This window comes from Parasphingorhabdus sp. (assembly GCF_048269865.1).
GTDB lineage: Bacteria > Pseudomonadota > Alphaproteobacteria > Sphingomonadales > Sphingomonadaceae > Parasphingorhabdus.
The window spans coordinates 265837-283056 of sequence record NZ_JBLWUA010000002.1 but is presented as its reverse complement, the minus strand read 5'-3'; the positions used below and the strand labels follow the sequence as shown (position 1 = coordinate 283056).

Genomic DNA, 17220 nt, shown 5'->3' with positions numbered 1-17220 from the left:
GAAGTCGATGGAAAAAATGTCAGCAATGCTCCGCGATCAAGATGGCTTTACGCTGGTCGAGATGATGGTGGCGTTGTTTATTTTCTCCATGTTGGCGGTTGCCGGCGTGATCATGCTGCGATCGGCCGTTGATGGCGATGAGATAACCGCAAAAAACCTTGGCCAAATGGCAGAAATGCAGCGGTTTGTCTCATTGATGGAGGCTGACCTGAGCCAGGCGCTGCCGCGAACAGCGCGCGACGAGCGGGGTGACCGCATGCCGGCCTTCGCCAGCGAAGCCAGCGGGCCGGATGCGGCGTTTCTGAAATTTACGAGGGGCGGTCAAGGCAATATTAATGGCGAAGCACGATCCAATCTGGAGCGGGTCGAATATCGGTTGGTCAACGGCAAGCTGGAGCGATGGCGCTATCGAATGACGGACGGGGGGTCAACAGATGAGCCGGCGGTTCTACTATCGAACATTGGGTCACTCGAACTGCGATTTCGCGACAGGCGCGGGCAGTGGGCGAGTCGCTGGGAGGCCGGCCGGCTGGCGGAATTGCCCAGAGCAATTGAAATGGAGTTTGAGCAGCAGGGGCGCCGTTACCGGCATCTGTTTCTGGTCGGGACCGGCTATTTATGAGTCTAATCCGGCAATTTGGGTCTGAAAGGGAACGCGGAGCAGCGCTGCTGACGGTATTGCTGCTGGTCGCAGTGATTGCCATCCTGGCTGCGCATGGCATCGACCGGCTGGCCGGGGCGACCAAGCTTGCTTCAAACGCGCGGGAACTCTCACAAGCCAAGGCCTATCTGATCGCGGCTGAGTCGATTGGCATGGAGTCGGCCAAGCAGATCGTGTCGGCTTCACCCGGAAGAACCATCAATGTCGGTGGATGGAACGGCCGGGAACAGAAAGTGCCGGTCCCCGGCGGGATTATTTCAGCGACGCTGGCGGACGGGGGAAATTGTTTCAACATCAATAGCCTGGTCACCCAGCAGGAAGCGGTTCTGACCGCTCGGCCGGAAGGTCTGGCGCAATTTGCGCGCCTTATGGTGATGCAGGGTGTCCTCGACGGCGATGCGGCCGATATAGCGGAGTCGGTCGCCGACTGGATCGACAGTGACAGCGTGGCATCACCGCGCGGCGCCGAAGATCAATATTATTTACAGCAAGAAAACCCCTATCGCACTGCCAATGCCCTGATCGTCGATATCAGTGAGTTGCGCACGATAAAGGGCATGACCGACGAGATTTATGTTCGTTTGGCTCCATGGATATGCGCCTTGCCAACCACCGATCTCTCGCCAATCAATATCAACACCCTGCGGCCGGAGCAGGCAGTCCTGCTCGCCATGTTGGGCCCGGTCCCGTCCGACCTCACGCCGGCGCGCCAATTTTTGGGGCGCCGACCGGAACTGGGATATGCCAGTCTGAACGATTTTTGGGCGCAGTCCTATCCCGCCAGCTTGGGAGCATCGCCAGAAGTGCAGAGCCAAGTCAAACTCGCTACACGCTGGTTCCGGGTGGACCTGGCGGTTGAAATGCAAAGTGCGCTGATTGAAGAGCGCGTATTGATCGATGCCGCGCTGCAACCCGCCCGACTGGTCCACCGGCAGCGTGGAGATGCGTATTAATTCTCAATCAGTCCGCTAAATGCTTGACGATTGCTAGTCGCTGTCCCTATGCACCGCGGCGCAATGCGGCTTTATAGCGCGCGGCTTGTGGCGATCGTAGCTCAGTTGGTTAGAGCGCCGGTTTGTGGTACCGGAGGTCGGGGGTTCAAGACCCCTCGATCGCCCCATTTTTCCCGTGAGAAGCATAAGAACGGCAAGGCCACCGCGACGCAGCCTTGTGGCAAAGCTTCTCTTTATTTGTAATTAAATTACAGCTATGGGATATTAAATTACTTCAACTTGCCAGGAATTAGAGCATGAGCGTGATGTGGGATTTGCCGGATTTTGATGACCATGAAGCGGTCCATTTTTTCCATGATGCGCCCTCCGGCCTTAGCGCGATTATTGCGCTACACAGCACACATCTCGGTCCCGGTGCCGGCGGAACCCGTTTCTGGCACTACGAAAACCGAGAAACCGCAGTGACCGATGCACTCCGCCTATCCCGCGGGATGAGCTTCAAGAACGCCATGGCCGGGTTGCCGCTGGGTGGCGGCAAGGCCGTGATTCTGGCTGACCGGAATCGCACCAAGACACCCGAAATGTTGGCTGCCTTCGGTCGGATGGTCGAGTCGCTTGGCGGTCAATATGTCACCGCTGAAGACGTTGGCATAACGGCCGCCGACATGGTCGCTCTCACCAAAGAGACCAAATATGTCTCTGGCCTGCCAGTGAGCAATAGCAGCGAAGCCGGAGGTGATCCGGGACCATTCACGGCAATGGGTGTTTATCTGGGCGTGAAGGCGGCGGTGGCGCACAAGCTTGGCAAGGACAATATGGACGGCGTTCATGTCGCGGTGCAGGGTGTTGGCAGTGTCGGCGGCGGACTCGCACGTTTGCTCGCCAAAGACGGCGCCAAGTTGAGCATTGCTGACATCAACAAGAGCCACGCCGCTGATCTGGCAGCCGAAATCGGCGCGACGGTTGTCGGTCTTGATGAAATCATGCGCGTCGAAGCCGATGTGTTCAGTCCCAATGCTTTGGGCGCCATACTGGACAATGTTTCGATTGCTCATCTCAATGTTCCGATTGTTGCCGGTGGGGCCAACAACCAGTTGGCGACTCCCGAGGACGGCCAGCGCATCTTTGATCGCAATATCCTGTTCGCGCCCGATTATGTGATCAATAGCGGCGGTATCATCAGTGTTGGATTGGAATATCTGGGTGATGGCGATGTCGCGGAAGTCAATCGCCGGGTCGCGATGATTCCCGAGCGACTGACCGAGATATGGACGCAAAGTGCATCGCAAAAATTGCCAGACTCGGTTGTTGCCGACAATATGGCCATGGCGTTAATCGGACGATAGCTAGCCGGGCTAACGGACAGGATTTGCTTTTATTCTAGTCTGTTATAGGCGCTTGTTTTGACCATTTGCGTCGATAGACTCTTTTGTCCGGGCAGGTTTTTCGAATCCGTTTAGCCCCAGCCACCACTGCAAGGCGATGATCGCGCCTTTGGCTGGTTGCAGTAGACTGGCGATAAGCATCAGGGACATGCAAATTATGATCGCCAGATTGGTCCACATTGAAAACCCAATCTCGTTGACCATGAAGATAATGACGGGTGCCATGATGTGCCCAGTCACAATGATGGCGACATAGGCCGGGAAGTCATCGGCCTGCTGCGCTGTCCAGTCCTGGCCGCAGACCGGGCACTGTTCGATCGGCTTGAGCAGGCGAGGAAACAATTTGCCTTCACCGCAGCTCGGGCAACGGCCTCTCAAGCCGCGGAAAGCAGCTTCCCATGCGGTTTTGGGTGAAGCCTGGCGATCAGATCTGTCGCAACGATTGCGGCCTGTGGAATCGTCGCTACGCATGTCATCGACGAGTCTGTCGAGCAAAGTCTCAAATCCGGCCATTCATTCTACCCTGGTTACTGATCACTAAAATAACGGCTGGCGTCGTCGCCACCCATGGCAATTGCTGTCAGCGGTTGTTCGGCCCACGACCGTCGATGTGGCGGATCGATCATATCGAATGTGGAGACGGACATCACTGTCGAATCTGTAATCGGGCTGCTGTGGGAGCTTTGCGCCTGATCACGAAACTTCTCTATACAGCATTAGAATAAATTGTTAATACTGATTATTGATGTTTTATATATCAAGTTAGGCAGATAAATGATCACGTCTCAACAAATGCGGGCCGCGCGGGCTCTGCTCGGTATCGATCAGCGCCGACTGGCGGAACTGGCCGGGCTTTCCTTGCCCACCATCCAGCGGATGGAGGCATCGGACGGACAGGTACGCGGCGTTGTGGATACGCTGGTAAAGGTCATCGGGGCGCTGGAAAGCAGCGGAATTGAGCTGATTGGTGAAAACGCCCCCAGCATTGCGATCGGACGCGGCGTACGATTGCGCGAGACGGTTGGTCAAAAGCCCAGCGGCGAAGTTGGTTCAATATTGTTCGATCAGGCCAGAGCGGACACGATAACAGAATGATGAGCCTTTCCGGTGTATAGTTTCACACCAAAATTCGTAACGACCGTCCGCGATGGCTATAATTTCCGCCTGTTCAAATCTGATTCGGTTGCCGGACTTACTGTCGCGATTGTGGCTCTGCCCTTATCGATGGCGCTGGCCATTGCCAGCGGCGCGTCGCCTGACAAGGGGCTTGTCACGGCGGTTTTCGCCGGATTTCTGATCTCTTTTCTGGGAGGGTCCAGGGTTCAGGTGGGCGGGCCAACCGGCGCATTCGTGGTCGTCGTCTTCAATGTGATAGCCGAGCATGGCTATGACGGATTGCTGATTGCGACGTTCATGGCAGGGCTTATTCTGATCGCTGCCGGAGCGTTCAGGATTGGGCGCCTGATCAAGTTCATTCCGCATCCGGTGGTCACGGGATTTACCGCCGGCATCGCCGTGATCATCGCGTCCAGCCAGGTGAATGACTTTCTGGGATTGTCGCTGGAGAATGCTCCAGCCGCTTTTGTGCCAAAGTGGCAGGCTTATATTGGGGCGATTTCATCGGTGCATATTGCGACCCTGTTGGTCGGTCTCGGGGCTCTGCTCACAATCGTCATACTCAAGCGGTTCGCTCCCAAGCTCCCGGGTTTCCTGATCGCGACGATTCTGGCGTCGGTAGCCGTTCCCATGCTCCATCTACCGGTTGAGACCATTGGTACGCGGTTTCCCGATATGCTCACCACTATTCCCGCGCCCTCATTCCCGGATCTGTCGTGGAGCAGGGCAGCGGAATTGGTGCCATCGGCTTTCACCATTGCCTTTCTTGCCGGAATCGAAGCGCTGCTGTCGGCTGTGGTTGCGGATGGCATGACCGGCACCCGCCATCGGTCCAATCAGGAACTGATTGCGCAAGGTATCGCCAATATTGGTTCGGTGCTGTTTGGCGGATTGCCCGCAACAGGTGCGATTGCGCGGACAGCGACGAATATCAAGGCTGGCGCAAAAACGCCGGTAGCGGGCATGATGCACGCACTTTTTGTCTTGTTGTTCATTCTCGTTGGCGGCGGACTGATGGCCTATGTACCCATGGCCGCGCTGGCCGCCATTCTCTTCATAGTCGCCTGGGGCATGTGCGAAATTGACCGGTTCATCGCATTGTTGCGGATGCCGAATAGCGACCGTGCGGTGTTACTGCTCACCTTCGGACTCACCATCTTTGTCGATTTGACGGTGGCCATCGGCGTAGGTGTGACCCTGGCTGCGCTTCTGTTCATGGCGCGGATGAGTGAAACCGTCCAGCTGGATAGCGAAGTTCCGCCGACTCGTGATCCCGACGTTCATGCTGATGATCTCGATCAGCGCGACGATCTGCCCAAAGGCGTTGAAGTATTCCGTATCAGCGGTCCCGTCTTTTTCGGCGTGGCGGGCGAACTGCTGGATGCCATGCGGAAAATCGGACGCACGCCGAAAGTCATCATCTTGCGGATGCGTCTGGTCCCGATGCTGGATGCCAGCGGAGTCACAATGATTGAAGAATTCATCGATCAGGCGAGGCTGTCGGGTACGCAGATAATCTTGTCGGGCGTTCAAACCCAACCTTTCGAAATGCTTGCGCGCGTTGGCTTGTCGGCCGACCAGCCAGGAATTTCCTTTCAATCCGACTATCGCGCGGCGCTGCAGCGTGCGAGAGAATTGACGATAGCGGATTCGTAAGCATGTATTATTTGGGAGCTATCATCTTGCCTTCGGCCATGTCTGCAGCGTTCACTGTTCGCGGTTGCGAAAGCTTGAAAATCGCAAAAACACTTGTCGCTGAGCCAAGCTTCTGCCATCGAATTGCGCGAATGACACTGGACGCGATCTAGCTCGAGGCAATCACCGCTCAATCCATGCACGCTTTTGCAAACCCAACCCGTTTTTTGACGCTGGCGAAGCCGCTGACCATGTGGTTTCTGGCGGTCGGTCTGGTGCTGGCCATATTCGGTTCCACTTACGGCTTGCTCTACGCACCGGCCGACCGGCTGATGGGAGACAGCGTCCGTATATTGTACATCCATGTCCCGACGGTCTGGCTGGCAATGGGGGGCTGGACCGCCATTGCCATCGCCAGCATCATGCAGATTGTCTGGCGGCATCCTTTGGCATCCGTGGCTGCTCGCGCGGTGGCAATACCCGGCGCGGCCTTTACCGCGCTCGGCTTGATAACCGGCTCGATCTGGGCCCGGCCAACATGGGGCACATGGTGGGTCTGGGACGGCCGGGTGACATCGGTGCTGGTGCTGTTCTTCCTTTATCTGGCCTATATCGCGCTAGCCAATGCCAGTGGAGACAAGGGTGGCGTTTCGCGGGTCACTGCGATTTTCGGGATCGTCGGCGCGATCAATATTCCGATCATCAATCGTTCGGTGGTGTGGTGGAACAGCCTGCATCAACCGGCCAGTATCACGGTCAGCGGTTCTTCGATCGATAGTGCCTTTCTATGGCCATTGCTGGTAAATGTTATTGGCTTCAGCCTGCTGTTCGGGGCAATTGTGCTGATGCGCATGCGAACGATCCTGGCAGAGACGAAGGTCGAAGCCCGACTCAAAAGAATGGCAGCCGAATGAACCACTGGCCTTTTGTCTTTGCCTCATATGCCATAGTGCTGCTTTGCACGGTCGCCGTTATCGTGGTCAGCTATGCTGCCATGCGCAAGGCAGAAAAGAAGGCAGAGCAATTGGGTAAACGAAAATGAAAGCGAAGCATCAAAGACTGACCTTGGTGCTGCTGGCGCTGGTTGCCCTGATCGGTGCCGGGCTGCTGGCCGCTTATGCGCTGCAGGATCAGGCGAGTTATTTCTATACGCCGACAGACATTGCTGAACGGAAGCCGGAAGCGGGCAAGGCGATCCGGTTGGGTGGCATGGTTGAAGAAGGTTCGATCCAGCGATCGGCCGATGGCGTGACAGTCCAGTTCATTGTGCAAGACGGCACCGCTCAGCAGCCCGTTACCTATACTGGCATTACCCCGGATCTTTTTGTCGAAGGGTCGGGCGTGGTGGCTGACGGACGGCTTGATGGCAAAGGTATGTTCGTAGCCGAGACTTTGCTCGCCAAGCATGATGAAAATTACGTTCCGCGTGAGTTGGAAGGGATTGATATGACCGCTGGTCAGCACAAGACCGAAACGCTTGTTCAATGATCGCTGAAACCGGATTGATCGCGCTATGGCTTGCGGCGGCACTGGCGCTGCTGCAATTTGCGCTTGGAGCTATTGGACTGCGCGCCGGGCGGGATGATTATGTCGCTGCCATTCGACCGGTCGCCATCGCGCAAGGTCTGTTTGTAAGCCTGTCCTTCCTGCTGCTTATCTGGCTATTTCTGCGGTCTGACATGTCGGTCAGGCTAGTGGTCATGAACAGTGCTTCCGTGAAGCCCTGGCTTTACAAATTCGCCGGCACATGGGGCAATCATGAAGGCTCCATGTTGCTTTGGGTAACGGTGATGGGACTGGCTGGTGCCTTCATTGCTTTCTTTGAGCGGTCGCTGAGACAAAACACCTTGGTTGCTACGCTCGCAGCGCAAGCCTTTATCAGCTTGGGATTCTACGCTTTTCTGCTGATTTCTTCGAATCCGTTTGAACGGATTTTCCCAATCCCGGAAGACGGGCAGGGGCTGAATCCGCTGCTGCAGGATCCGGGTCTCGCCTTCCATCCGCCCACGCTGTATTTCGGTTATGTCGGCCTTTCCGTCGCCTTTTCCTTCGCGGTAGGTGCGATGATCACCCGCGATGTCGGCCCGGCTTTTGCAAAAGCCATGCGGCCCTGGGTGCTGGGTGCGTGGATATTCCTGACGCTAGGCATCACTGCAGGCAGCTACTGGGCTTATTATGAGCTGGGTTGGGGCGGCTGGTGGTTCTGGGATCCGGTCGAAAATGCTTCGCTTATGCCTTGGTTGGCGGCGACAGCTTTGCTGCATTCTGTGACCGTGCTTGCGACGCGTGATGGATTGCGCGCCTGGACCTTGATGTTGGCCGTGGTCGCTTTTTCGATGTCGATGATTGGCACGTTCCTGGTCCGGTCGGGGATTCTTACCAGCGTCCATGCATTTGCGGTTGATCCGGAACGAGGCAGCTTCATCCTCGCTCTGCTCGCAATTTATATCGGTGGCGCGATGGCCTTGTTCGCACTGCGGGTCGGCACCGTGAAAGAAGGATCCCGCTTCGAACTGATTAGCCGTGAAGGCGCGCTGGTAGCGAATAATCTACTGCTATCGGTGATTCTGGCTCTGGTATTTATCGGCACGCTCTATCCGCTGCTGGTGGAGGCGGTGACCGGTGAAAAGCTTTCGGTCGGGCCGCCCTATTTCAATCTGGCAACCGGGCCTCTGGCGCTATTGCTAGTGGTGGTGATGGCCGCTGGCCCGCTTTTGCGGTGGCGCCGCGACAATGCAAAGGCATTGCTGAATCGTATTTCCATTCCGGTGCTGGTGTTCGCCGCGGCCCTGTTTTCACTTGTTGCCTTCACAACAGGCATGTCGATTCTGGCTTTGCTGGGTCTGGCGCTGGCCGCTGGCGTCGCCGTTGCCAGCTTTGCGCCGCTATGGAAACGCAATTTGCGCCGCACGCCACTTCATACCTATGGCATGGTCATCGCTCATTTTGGTATCGCGGTCGCTTTGGTTGGCATGGCCAGCGAAAGCAGCTTTACCGAGGAAAGGCTGGTTGCGGCTCAGCTGGGCGACGAAATTGCAATCAACGACTGGAAACTCAATTTTCAGGCGATTGAGCCGGTTGCGGGGCCGAACTGGACGGCACTGGAAGGCCGGATGACGGCGCAATATGGTGACGGTCCGTTGCATGAGATCAATCCGCAAAACCGCATGTTTGCCTCGGCCCAGACGCAGACGAGTGAAGCCGCGTTGCTGACCCGGTGGAACGGTCAGCTTTACGTTGTGCTGGGGGACGGCGATAATGAGGGGCGCTGGCAGGTGCGGATCTGGTGGAAGCCGTTTGTACCCCTGATCTGGTTTGGCGGGATTTTGGTGGCGCTGGGCGGATTTTTGGCAATGATCGGCAGGCTGCGGCGTGGTTACAAGCATCGCAAGCAGAGGGAATTTGCCGAGGCGATGCTATGAACCGCTGGCTTCTATGGTTACCTCTGGTGCTATTCAGCCTCTTTTTTGGGGCGGTTGCGACCGGCTTGATGATGCCCAAAGACAATATCATCGAGAGCAAAATGGTGGGCAAACCGATGCCGTCATTTGCTTTACCGGCTGCAATTGAACAACGGCCCGGCTTGAGCAGTGCTGACTTGGCCAGAGGAAAGCCGACATTACTCAATATTTTTGCCAGCTGGTGTTTGCCTTGCATTGCTGAAGCGCCGCAATTGCTGGCCTTGCAGCGCGCTGGCGTGGAGATCAACGCGATCGCCAGCCGGGATACGCCGGAGGATGTCGCCAATTTTCTGAATCGATGGGGCAATCCCTATACCCGGATCGGCAGTGACACGACGAGCAGGGTCCAGCTTGAGATCGGTTCCTCTGGAGTACCGGAAACCTTTGTGATCGATGGCAACGGCATAATCGTGCATCAGCATATTGGCGATATCCGCCCGGAAGATATAGCGATGATTAAAAAGTTGCTGGAGGACGCGGGATGAAGCGCTTTCTTGCCTTGCTTATGCTGATCCTTTCGGTGCCGATTGCGGCGCAAACTGGCTTGCCACCTGCGCCGTATGCCGACCGTCAGCTGGATGATCCGCGCCAAGAGGCCGCTGCTCGTGACCTTATGGAAGAATTGCGCTGTCTCAAATGCCAGAGCCAATCCATCGCCGATAGCAACGCCCCGATGGCCGGCGACATGCGCAGCCAAGTGCGTGAACGGATAGCGGCCGGGGAAACACCGGAAGCGGTGCGAAACTGGTTGATTGAACGTTATGGTAACTGGGTCTCCTACGATCCGCCGATCGCTTCGGCAGTGACATGGCCCTTGTGGATCGCGCCGATTGTGCTGTTGCTTGCCGCTATTTGGTTGGCGCGTGGGCGTTTTCGCAAATCGAAGGGTAGTGAATGATGGGCTGGATCATATTATTGATTTTTGTGCTGATATGCGCTGCCGCCCTCATAAAACTGGGTAAATTGTCGCGGGCTACCTACGAAATCACCGCTGCTGCCCTGCTACTGGGCGTCGCTGGTTACGCGTGGCAGGGGCATCCGGGGATGGCTGGTGTATCGGTTGAGCCGACAGAGAAGCCAAATAGCTTTGATGACGACCTGACGGATGCGCGCGACGAGATGGGGGAGCGTTTCGGCACGGCGCGGGAGTGGCTGATTTTTTCCGACTCGCTCAATCGTGCCGGAAAACACGGCGCTGCGGCCAACTATCTGCGCAACGGGGTTAAGGAGCATCCCGATGATCCCGATCTCTGGGTAGGCCTGGGCAACGCTCTGGTGGTGCACGCGGATGGCATGGTCACGCCGGCCGCACAATTTGCGTTCCAGAAAGCGGCTGATCTGTCTCCTGAACATCCCGGCCCACCATTTTTTCTGGGATTGGCTTACGCCCAGTCAGGCAAGATCGATCAGGCCAGGGCGATCTGGAAAGAATTGCTGGCACGAAGCTCTGAAGATGCTCCTTGGCGCGCGGATCTCGAGTCGCGGTTGGCGGCGATGGAGCGGATACAGCCATCCCTCCCAGCACCTGCTGATCCAGCGCCAGGACAGTAAAACTTCTGTTTTTTGAATAAGTTGATATTATCGGTCCGTCGATTTGTTGCACCTGCTCAATGCCGGTGCTAAGCGCACGCGCTTGCTGAAACAAATGTCAGTAGACCGCCTTTTTTTTCGAAATTGATCGGGGTACGCCTGAACGGCCAACCAATGTCAGCAGAACCAAATGAAAGCGCAGATGCGCAAAGCCACACGGTGCAAACCCATGGCTCGCCGCAGCGCAATACAGCTATCGCCAAGCTGGCTGCTGGTGCCATCGGTATCGTGTTCGGCGATATTGGCACGAGCCCGCTATACGCATTTCGGGAGACCTTCATCGGAGCGCATCCGCTCGAGCTTGACCGGATTCACATTCTGGGCGTCGTCAGTCTGATTTTCTGGTCGATGACCCTCGTCGTCACGATCCAGTATGTCACCATCACGATGCGAGCGGATAACAAGGGGCAGGGGGGCAGTCTTGCGCTGGTGGCGCTGATATCGGGTGCGATGCGCCGATCAAAATACGGCTGGCTCGCCATATTACTGGGTGTATTTGCAACGGCGCTTTTCTACGGCGACAGTATGATCACGCCGGCCATTTCCGTGCTTTCGGCGGTTGAAGGGCTGACCGTCGTTCAGCCCGGCTTGGATCATTTGGTCATTCCGATTGCGCTGACACTGCTGATATTCCTGTTCCTGCTTCAATCGCGCGGCACTGCGAAAATAGGCGCGTTGTTTGCTCCGGTCATGTTTCTTTATTTCGCGATCATTGCTACGCTCGGTCTCATCCAGATCGTTCAGCATCCCTCCATCCTGCTGGCGTTCAATCCTTGGTATGCGCTGCAATTCTTCATCACGGACGGTGTGAAGGCCTTCCTGGCTCTTGGCTCCGTGGTGCTCGCCGTAACCGGTTCAGAAGCTCTGTTTGCCGATATGGGGCACTTCGGCCGCAAGCCGATGCGCGTCGCTTGGTACGGCTTTGTGATGCCGGCTTTGCTGTGCAATTATTTCGGGCAGGGTGCGATGATCCTATCGCTCGATGCAGCGGGGGCGACCGAGGCCATTAAAAATCCGTTCTTCATCATGGCGCCAGAAATGCTGCGACTGCCGCTCGTCATCCTGGCGACCATGGCCACTTTCATCGCTAGCCAGGCCGTGATTTCAGGGTCTTTTTCGGTCACTCACCAGGCGATCCAGCTTGGTTTTATTCCGCGCCTGACGATCAAGCATACCAGCGCGTCGGAGGCTGGCCAGATTTACATTCCCTTCGTCAACTGGGCGATCATGATTGCTGTGATCCTGCTGGTTCTGACCTTCCAGAGTTCCAGCAATCTTGCATCGGCGTATGGCATCGCCGTAACCGGTGCGATGTTTATCGATACTTGCCTGCTGGCCATAGTGATGCTGGTGCTGTGGAAATGGAAATTGTGGTTTGCGCTTCCCCTGCTGGCGATATTCTTCATTGTTGACGGCGCTTATTTTGCGGCCAATCTTACCAAGATCCCTGACGGCGGCTGGTTCCCGCTGGCTGTTGGCGGCGTTGCCTTTGTCATTCTGACCACTTGGGCCAAGGGCCGGCAGATCATGCGCAAGAATATGGCTGAGGCGGCGATGCCGATCGAAATCTTCACCAAATCTGCTGCCAATAGCGCGACAAGAGTACCAGGTACGGCGATCTTCATGGCGTCTTCCTCCGCTGGAGTGCCATCCGCGCTGCTTCACAATATCAAGCACAACAAGGTGATCCACGAGCGGGTTGTTATCCTGACCGTCAACATCAGGGATGTGCCGACCGTCAATCCGAACAAGCGCTGTGAAGTCAAGGATCTGGGCGACGGTTTCTATCGGCTCATTCTCCATTTTGGCTTCATGCAGGAAACCGATGTTCCGGAAGCGCTGAAAAATGTGAAGGAGTGTGGAATGGAGTTCGATATGATGACCACCAGCTTCTTCCTTTCGCGTCAGACCTTGTTGCCCTCGAAAAAACCGGAAATGATGATCTGGCGGGAAAAGCTCTTTGCCTGGATGTTGCGCAATGCGGCGACAGCGATGGAATTTTTCAAGCTGCCGACCAATCGGGTGGTGGAACTGGGAAGTCAGATGGAAATTTAAAGATTGAGACCTGCGTTCAGGCTATATGGATCGGCTGGTCCGGACATTTGCCTCTGCCGGAGATCAATCTTGGAATGGCGCGGTGCGTCAACTATTTGGTGGCCTATCGCCGGACTCTCTACTAAATAGCGGCCATTCGATTCTAACTCAGGACCATCCCATGCGCGTCGCCATAGCCTCCGATCATGCCGCCCTTGATTTGAAGGCCGCGCTGGTGGATTGGTTGCAGGAGGCAGGGCACGAAGTCACCGATCTTGGTCCGATGACCGCCGATAGCGTCGACTATCCGGATTATGGTTATAAATTGGCAGAGGAAGTGGCGTCCGGCCGGGTCGAGCGCGGGGTCGCGCTTTGCGGGTCAGGCATCGGTATTTCCATGGCGGTCAATCGCAATCCGGCCTGTCGCTGTGCTCTGGTTTCTGAGGGCCTGTCCGCGAAGCTGTCGCGGGAACACAATGATGCCAATGTGATTGCCATGGGCGCGCGTTTGATCGGCATCGAAATCGCGAAAGACTGTCTCGACGTCTTTCTGAAAACAGAATTTGGCGGCGACCGGCATCAGCGGCGGGTCGATAAATTGTCCGCACCATCATTTGAAGGAGTTAGCGCATGAGCAACGTGGCAGATATGCAGGATATCAGGCAGACCGGTTTTTTCGACTTTTCGGTCAATGAAAGCGATCCAGCAGTAGCCGGAGCGATCAACTCGGAGCTATCGCGCCAGCAAAACCAGATCGAACTGATTGCCTCGGAAAATATCGTGTCCCGCGCGGTTCTTCAGGCGCAAGGTTCTGTTTTCACCAATAAATATGCCGAAGGCTATCCCGGCCGTCGCTATTATCAGGGCTGCGCGCCATCGGATGATGTCGAGACTCTGGCGATCGAGCGCGCCAAGCAGCTATTCAATTGCGGTTTTGCCAATGTGCAGCCGCATTCCGGTGCCCAGGCCAATGGTGCGGTGATGCTGGCGCTGGTCAAGCCTGGCGATACCATTCTTGGCATGTCGCTGGATGCCGGCGGCCACCTGACCCACGGTGCCAAGCCTGCCCAATCGGGCAAATGGTTCAATGCGATCCAATATGGCGTCAACGATGATGATCATTTGATCAATTATGCAGAAGTTGAAGCTCTGGCGAAGGAGCATCAGCCAAAACTGATCATTGCCGGTGGTTCGGCCTATCCTCGGCAGATTGATTTTGCGAAATTCCGGGCGATTGCCGATGAAGTGGGCGCGATTTTCATGGTGGATATGGCGCATTTTGCTGGTCTGGTTGCTGCCGGACTGCATCCCAGCCCGCTGGATCATGCGCATGTCGTCACCACCACCACCCACAAAACCCTGCGCGGCCCCCGCGGCGGTATGATCCTGACCAACGACGAATCCATTGCCAAGAAAATCAATTCGGCCGTTTTCCCTGGTCTGCAGGGTGGTCCGTTGATGCACGTGATCGCTGCCAAGGCGGTTGCCTTTGGCGAAGCCCTGCGTCCGGAGTTTAAAAGCTATTCCGCCGCTGTCATCGAAAATGCCAAGATTTTGGCGGCGACGCTGAAGGAGCGCGGCGCCGATGTCGTCGCCGGTGGAACCGACACTCATCTGGCGCTGATCGACCTGTCGCCGCTCGGCATTACCGGACGGGATGCCGATGAAGCGCTCGAACGGGCGGGCATCACCTGCAACAAGAACAGCATCCCCAATGATCCGCAGTCCCCGATGAAGACCAGCGGCATCCGGGTTGGCTCGCCTGCCGGCACCACCCGCGGCTTTGGTCCGGCCGAGTTCCGCCTGATCGGCGATATGGTGGCCGACGTCCTGGACGGGCTGAAAGACAAGGGAGAGGACGGCGATCCGTCGGTAGAAGCCGATGTCCGCGAGCGGGTGCAGGCGCTGTGTGACCGCTTCCCGATCTACCCAGCTTAACAGAAAGCTACATCATGCGTTGCCCCTTTTGTGCTCATGACGACAGTCAGGTGAAAGACAGCCGTCCAACAGAGGACAATACAACGATCCGGCGCCGCCGTCAGTGCGAAGGCTGCGGTGCGCGGTTCACTACCTTTGAACGGGTGCAATTGCGGGAAATTACTGTTGTCAAAAGCGAGCAGCGCAAGGAGCCTTTTGATCGGTCGAAAATCGAGTTGTCGGTCTCTCTGGCTTGCCGGAAGCGCGGTCTGAAGCAGGAGCAGATGGATCAGCTGGTCTCCGGGATCCAGCGGCAGCTGGAAACGAGTGGTGAAACCGAAATTCCATCCAAGAAGATCGGCGAGATGGTGATGGATGGCCTCAAAGCGCTCGACAGCGTCGCCTATATTCGCTTCGCTTCGGTCTATAAGGATTTCACCGAAGCGAAGGATTTCAAGGAATTTGCGGGCAGCGTAAAAGATGTCGGCGGCGCGTGAATAACCAGCCCGCGATCATATTGGTCAATCCCCAGCTCGGCGAGAATATCGGAAAAGCCGCCCGCGCCATGCTGAATTTTGGGCTGACCGAGATGCGCATCGTCAAACCACGAGATGGCTGGCCCAATCCCGCTGCCGGGCCTTCGGCTTCGGGAGCGGACGTTGTTCTCGAACAGGCCCAGATTTTCGAAACCACGGCAGACGCGGTGGCGGACTGTGCGCATGTTTACGCTACAACCGTCCGCAAGCGCGGCATGACCAAGACAGTTCTTGCCCCCTGGGAGGCTGCGGAAGATATCGCGCAGGCAAGCGGCAGATGCGCGATCCTGTTCGGGCCGGAGCGCGCCGGGCTGGAAGTGGTCGATGTTGAGCTGGCGCGGAAGATCATCACCGTCCCGATCAACCCGGAATTTGGCTCGCTCAACCTGGCGCAGGCGGTGATTCTCGTGGCCTATGAACTGTCCAAAATGGATCGGGGAGCCACTATTCAGCCGACGCTGGAGAAGAAACTGGCCGAACCGGCACCGCAACGAGAGCTGGACATGTTTTACGAGCATCTCGAACGAGCGCTGGACAAAAACGGCTATTTCTATCCAGCCGAGCGGGCTGCGGCTACGAAGGTGACGCTTCGCAATATGCTGACCAAGCCGGCATGGACGAATGAGGAAGTCAAGACGTGGCGCGGCGTGATATCGTCGCTCGAACGCCCTCCGCGCAAGGACAAGGCGGAAAAACAGTAGCCGTTATTTGCGCAGCTGATCCCATTTTTGCAGTTCATAGCTGATCGATGTTTCCACCAGCATTTCCCAGATCGCTGCCATCGCGGGGACGGGAATGCGGGCTTCCTCCGCCAGTTTCTTGACATTTTGCAGGACGGCTGCCTTGCGGGTTTCATCACGGACGACATTGCGGTCTTGCTTGATCCGGGCAGCAGCATCCATACAGGCAAATCGCTGGGCCATCAGCGCGATAATCTCGGAGTCAATGCGGTCAACCTGCTCCCGGACATCGTTCATGGTTTCCATGGGCGGCAATGATGTACTTTTGGTCATCATCGGGCAATAATCTCCGCTCGATTGAGAGTCGAGGCCTGTTGCGGATTTGCGGACGTTTTTCGCACGGAAAGACAGTTGACAATGAAGAGTTTGCTCGTCATAGGCGCGCACTTGCAATTGGCCCCGCACCCCGGTGAAGCGGTGGCCGCATCAAAACAGCTGTTTTGATGGTGCGCTCCGGGAAGACGATAAAACAGCAAATGAGGAGTCATTGATATGACCAAACGTACCAGTTCCAAGTATAAGCTCGATCGCCGCATGGGTGAGAATATTTGGGGCCGCCCCAAATCTCCCGTCAATCGCCGCGATTACGGCCCCGGCCAGCATGGCCAGCGCCGCAAGGGCAAGCTTTCCGACTTCGGCATTCAGCTGCGCGCCAAGCAAAAGCTCAAGGGCTATTATGGCGATGTGACGGAAAAGCAGTTCCGACGCGCTTATAAAGAAGCCGCAGCGATGAAAGGCGATACCAGCCAGAATCTGATTGGCCTGCTGGAGCGGCGCCTTGACATGGTTGTCTATCGCGCGAAGTTTACCCCGACCATCTTTGCTGCCCGTCAGCTCGTGAGCCACGGCCACATTCGCGTCAATGGCGTCAAATGTAATGTTGCTTCGCGCAAGGTCGTTCCTGGCGACGAAATTTCGCTGAGCGACAAGGCAAAGGAAATGCTGCTCGTGATTGAAGCGCAGAGCCTGCCGGAGCGTGATATTCCTGAATATGTAGCGCCTGACGGCACTGACAAAGTGACCTATGTCCGGATCCCGACACTGGATGAAGTGCCTTATCCGGTGACGATGGAACCCAATCTGGTTGTTGAATTCTATTCGCGCTGATCGGTGTCAGAAAGTTTCAAAAAAGGCGGCTCTCGCGAGCCGCCTTTTTTGTTTGTGGGCAGGATCCATAGGGACACACGGATAC

Annotated in this window: 20 protein-coding genes and 1 tRNA gene; 19 read left to right on the top strand and 2 right to left on the bottom strand. The window is 56.5% G+C overall.

Features of this window, described 5'->3' with window-relative positions; all coding sequences use genetic code 11:
* The first annotated feature begins 25 nt into the window (after positions 1-25).
* The 4 genes from gspJ (at position 26) to ACN0WW_RS03600 (ending at position 2960) form a co-directional block, all read left to right on the top strand.
* The gene (gspJ, locus tag ACN0WW_RS03615) at positions 26-622 is read left to right on the top strand and encodes a type II secretion system minor pseudopilin GspJ (protein WP_417609469.1); all 597 of its coding nucleotides are present in this window, start codon (positions 26-28) and stop codon (positions 620-622) included.
* Complete coding sequence (gene gspK / locus ACN0WW_RS03610; RefSeq protein WP_417609467.1) at positions 619-1614, top strand: type II secretion system minor pseudopilin GspK; 996 nt, start codon at positions 619-621, stop codon at positions 1612-1614. The genes gspJ and gspK overlap by 4 nt, the downstream gene beginning before the upstream one ends.
* A gap of 90 nt (positions 1615-1704) precedes the next feature.
* A tRNA-His gene (locus tag ACN0WW_RS03605) sits at positions 1705-1781 on the top strand.
* 129 nt (positions 1782-1910) lie between these two features.
* Positions 1911-2960 carry a Leu/Phe/Val dehydrogenase gene (locus ACN0WW_RS03600; protein ID WP_417609465.1) on the top strand — a complete coding sequence of 350 codons (1050 nt, stop codon included), beginning with the start codon at positions 1911-1913 and terminating at the stop codon, positions 2958-2960.
* Positions 2961-3002: 42 nt separating this feature from the next.
* On the opposite strand, the gene ACN0WW_RS03595 is transcribed toward ACN0WW_RS03600, so the two are convergent.
* Positions 3003-3512, bottom strand: coding sequence for a DUF983 domain-containing protein (locus tag ACN0WW_RS03595; RefSeq protein ID WP_417609463.1), 510 nt, complete (start codon positions 3510-3512; stop codon positions 3003-3005).
* 261 nt (positions 3513-3773) lie between these two features.
* On the opposite strand from ACN0WW_RS03595, the gene ACN0WW_RS03590 reads away from it, so the two are divergent.
* From ACN0WW_RS03590 to ACN0WW_RS03525, 14 genes are all read left to right on the top strand, one after another.
* A complete protein-coding gene (locus ACN0WW_RS03590; RefSeq protein WP_417609461.1) occupies positions 3774-4094 on the top strand; it encodes a helix-turn-helix domain-containing protein in 321 nt (106 codons plus the stop codon).
* Positions 4095-4106: 12 nt separating this feature from the next.
* On the top strand, positions 4107-5771 hold the full coding sequence (locus ACN0WW_RS03585) for a SulP family inorganic anion transporter (protein ID WP_417609459.1): 1665 nt from the start codon (positions 4107-4109) through the stop codon (positions 5769-5771).
* 176 nt (positions 5772-5947) lie between these two features.
* The gene (ccmC, locus tag ACN0WW_RS03580; RefSeq protein WP_417609457.1) at positions 5948-6664 is read left to right on the top strand and encodes a heme ABC transporter permease CcmC; all 717 of its coding nucleotides are present in this window, start codon (positions 5948-5950) and stop codon (positions 6662-6664) included.
* The gene (locus tag ACN0WW_RS03575) at positions 6661-6792 is read left to right on the top strand and encodes a heme exporter protein CcmD (RefSeq protein WP_417609455.1); all 132 of its coding nucleotides are present in this window, start codon (positions 6661-6663) and stop codon (positions 6790-6792) included. Before ccmC ends, ACN0WW_RS03575 begins: the two co-directional genes overlap by 4 nt.
* A complete protein-coding gene (ccmE, locus tag ACN0WW_RS03570; RefSeq protein WP_417609453.1) occupies positions 6789-7238 on the top strand; it encodes a cytochrome c maturation protein CcmE in 450 nt (149 codons plus the stop codon). Before ACN0WW_RS03575 ends, ccmE begins: the two co-directional genes overlap by 4 nt.
* Positions 7235-9172 (top strand): heme lyase CcmF/NrfE family subunit, encoded by a 1938-nt coding sequence (locus ACN0WW_RS03565; RefSeq protein WP_417609451.1) that lies wholly within the window; start codon positions 7235-7237, stop codon positions 9170-9172. Before ccmE ends, ACN0WW_RS03565 begins: the two co-directional genes overlap by 4 nt.
* A complete protein-coding gene (locus ACN0WW_RS03560; RefSeq protein WP_417609449.1) occupies positions 9169-9696 on the top strand; it encodes a DsbE family thiol:disulfide interchange protein in 528 nt (175 codons plus the stop codon). Before ACN0WW_RS03565 ends, ACN0WW_RS03560 begins: the two co-directional genes overlap by 4 nt.
* The gene (locus ACN0WW_RS03555) at positions 9693-10109 is read left to right on the top strand and encodes a cytochrome c-type biogenesis protein CcmH (RefSeq protein ID WP_417609447.1); all 417 of its coding nucleotides are present in this window, start codon (positions 9693-9695) and stop codon (positions 10107-10109) included. Before ACN0WW_RS03560 ends, ACN0WW_RS03555 begins: the two co-directional genes overlap by 4 nt.
* Positions 10106-10762: a tetratricopeptide repeat protein gene (locus ACN0WW_RS03550; RefSeq protein ID WP_417609445.1), complete on the top strand. Its 657-nt coding sequence runs from the start codon at positions 10106-10108 to the stop codon at positions 10760-10762. Before ACN0WW_RS03555 ends, ACN0WW_RS03550 begins: the two co-directional genes overlap by 4 nt.
* A 153-nt stretch (positions 10763-10915) precedes the next feature.
* Positions 10916-12856, top strand: coding sequence for a potassium transporter Kup (locus ACN0WW_RS03545; protein WP_417609443.1), 1941 nt, complete (start codon positions 10916-10918; stop codon positions 12854-12856).
* Between the two features lie 160 nt (positions 12857-13016).
* Positions 13017-13469 (top strand): ribose 5-phosphate isomerase B, encoded by a 453-nt coding sequence (rpiB, locus tag ACN0WW_RS03540; RefSeq protein WP_417609441.1) that lies wholly within the window; start codon positions 13017-13019, stop codon positions 13467-13469.
* 14 nt (positions 13470-13483) lie between these two features.
* Positions 13484-14773, top strand: a complete 1290-nt coding sequence (glyA, locus tag ACN0WW_RS03535) for a serine hydroxymethyltransferase (RefSeq protein ID WP_417609752.1) — start codon at positions 13484-13486, stop codon at positions 14771-14773.
* 14 nt (positions 14774-14787) lie between these two features.
* Complete coding sequence (gene nrdR / locus ACN0WW_RS03530) at positions 14788-15249, top strand: transcriptional regulator NrdR (RefSeq protein ID WP_417609439.1); 462 nt, start codon at positions 14788-14790, stop codon at positions 15247-15249.
* Positions 15246-15989, top strand: a complete 744-nt coding sequence (locus ACN0WW_RS03525; RefSeq protein ID WP_417609437.1) for an RNA methyltransferase — start codon at positions 15246-15248, stop codon at positions 15987-15989. The genes nrdR and ACN0WW_RS03525 overlap by 4 nt, the downstream gene beginning before the upstream one ends.
* A 3-nt stretch (positions 15990-15992) precedes the next feature.
* On the opposite strand, the gene ACN0WW_RS03520 is transcribed toward ACN0WW_RS03525, so the two are convergent.
* Complete coding sequence (locus tag ACN0WW_RS03520) at positions 15993-16304, bottom strand: chorismate mutase (protein ID WP_417609435.1); 312 nt, start codon at positions 16302-16304, stop codon at positions 15993-15995.
* A 216-nt stretch (positions 16305-16520) separates the two neighbouring features.
* Between ACN0WW_RS03520 and rpsD the strand changes: the two genes are divergently transcribed.
* A complete protein-coding gene (rpsD, locus tag ACN0WW_RS03515) occupies positions 16521-17135 on the top strand; it encodes a 30S ribosomal protein S4 (RefSeq protein ID WP_417609433.1) in 615 nt (204 codons plus the stop codon).
* Positions 17136-17220 lie beyond the last annotated feature (85 nt).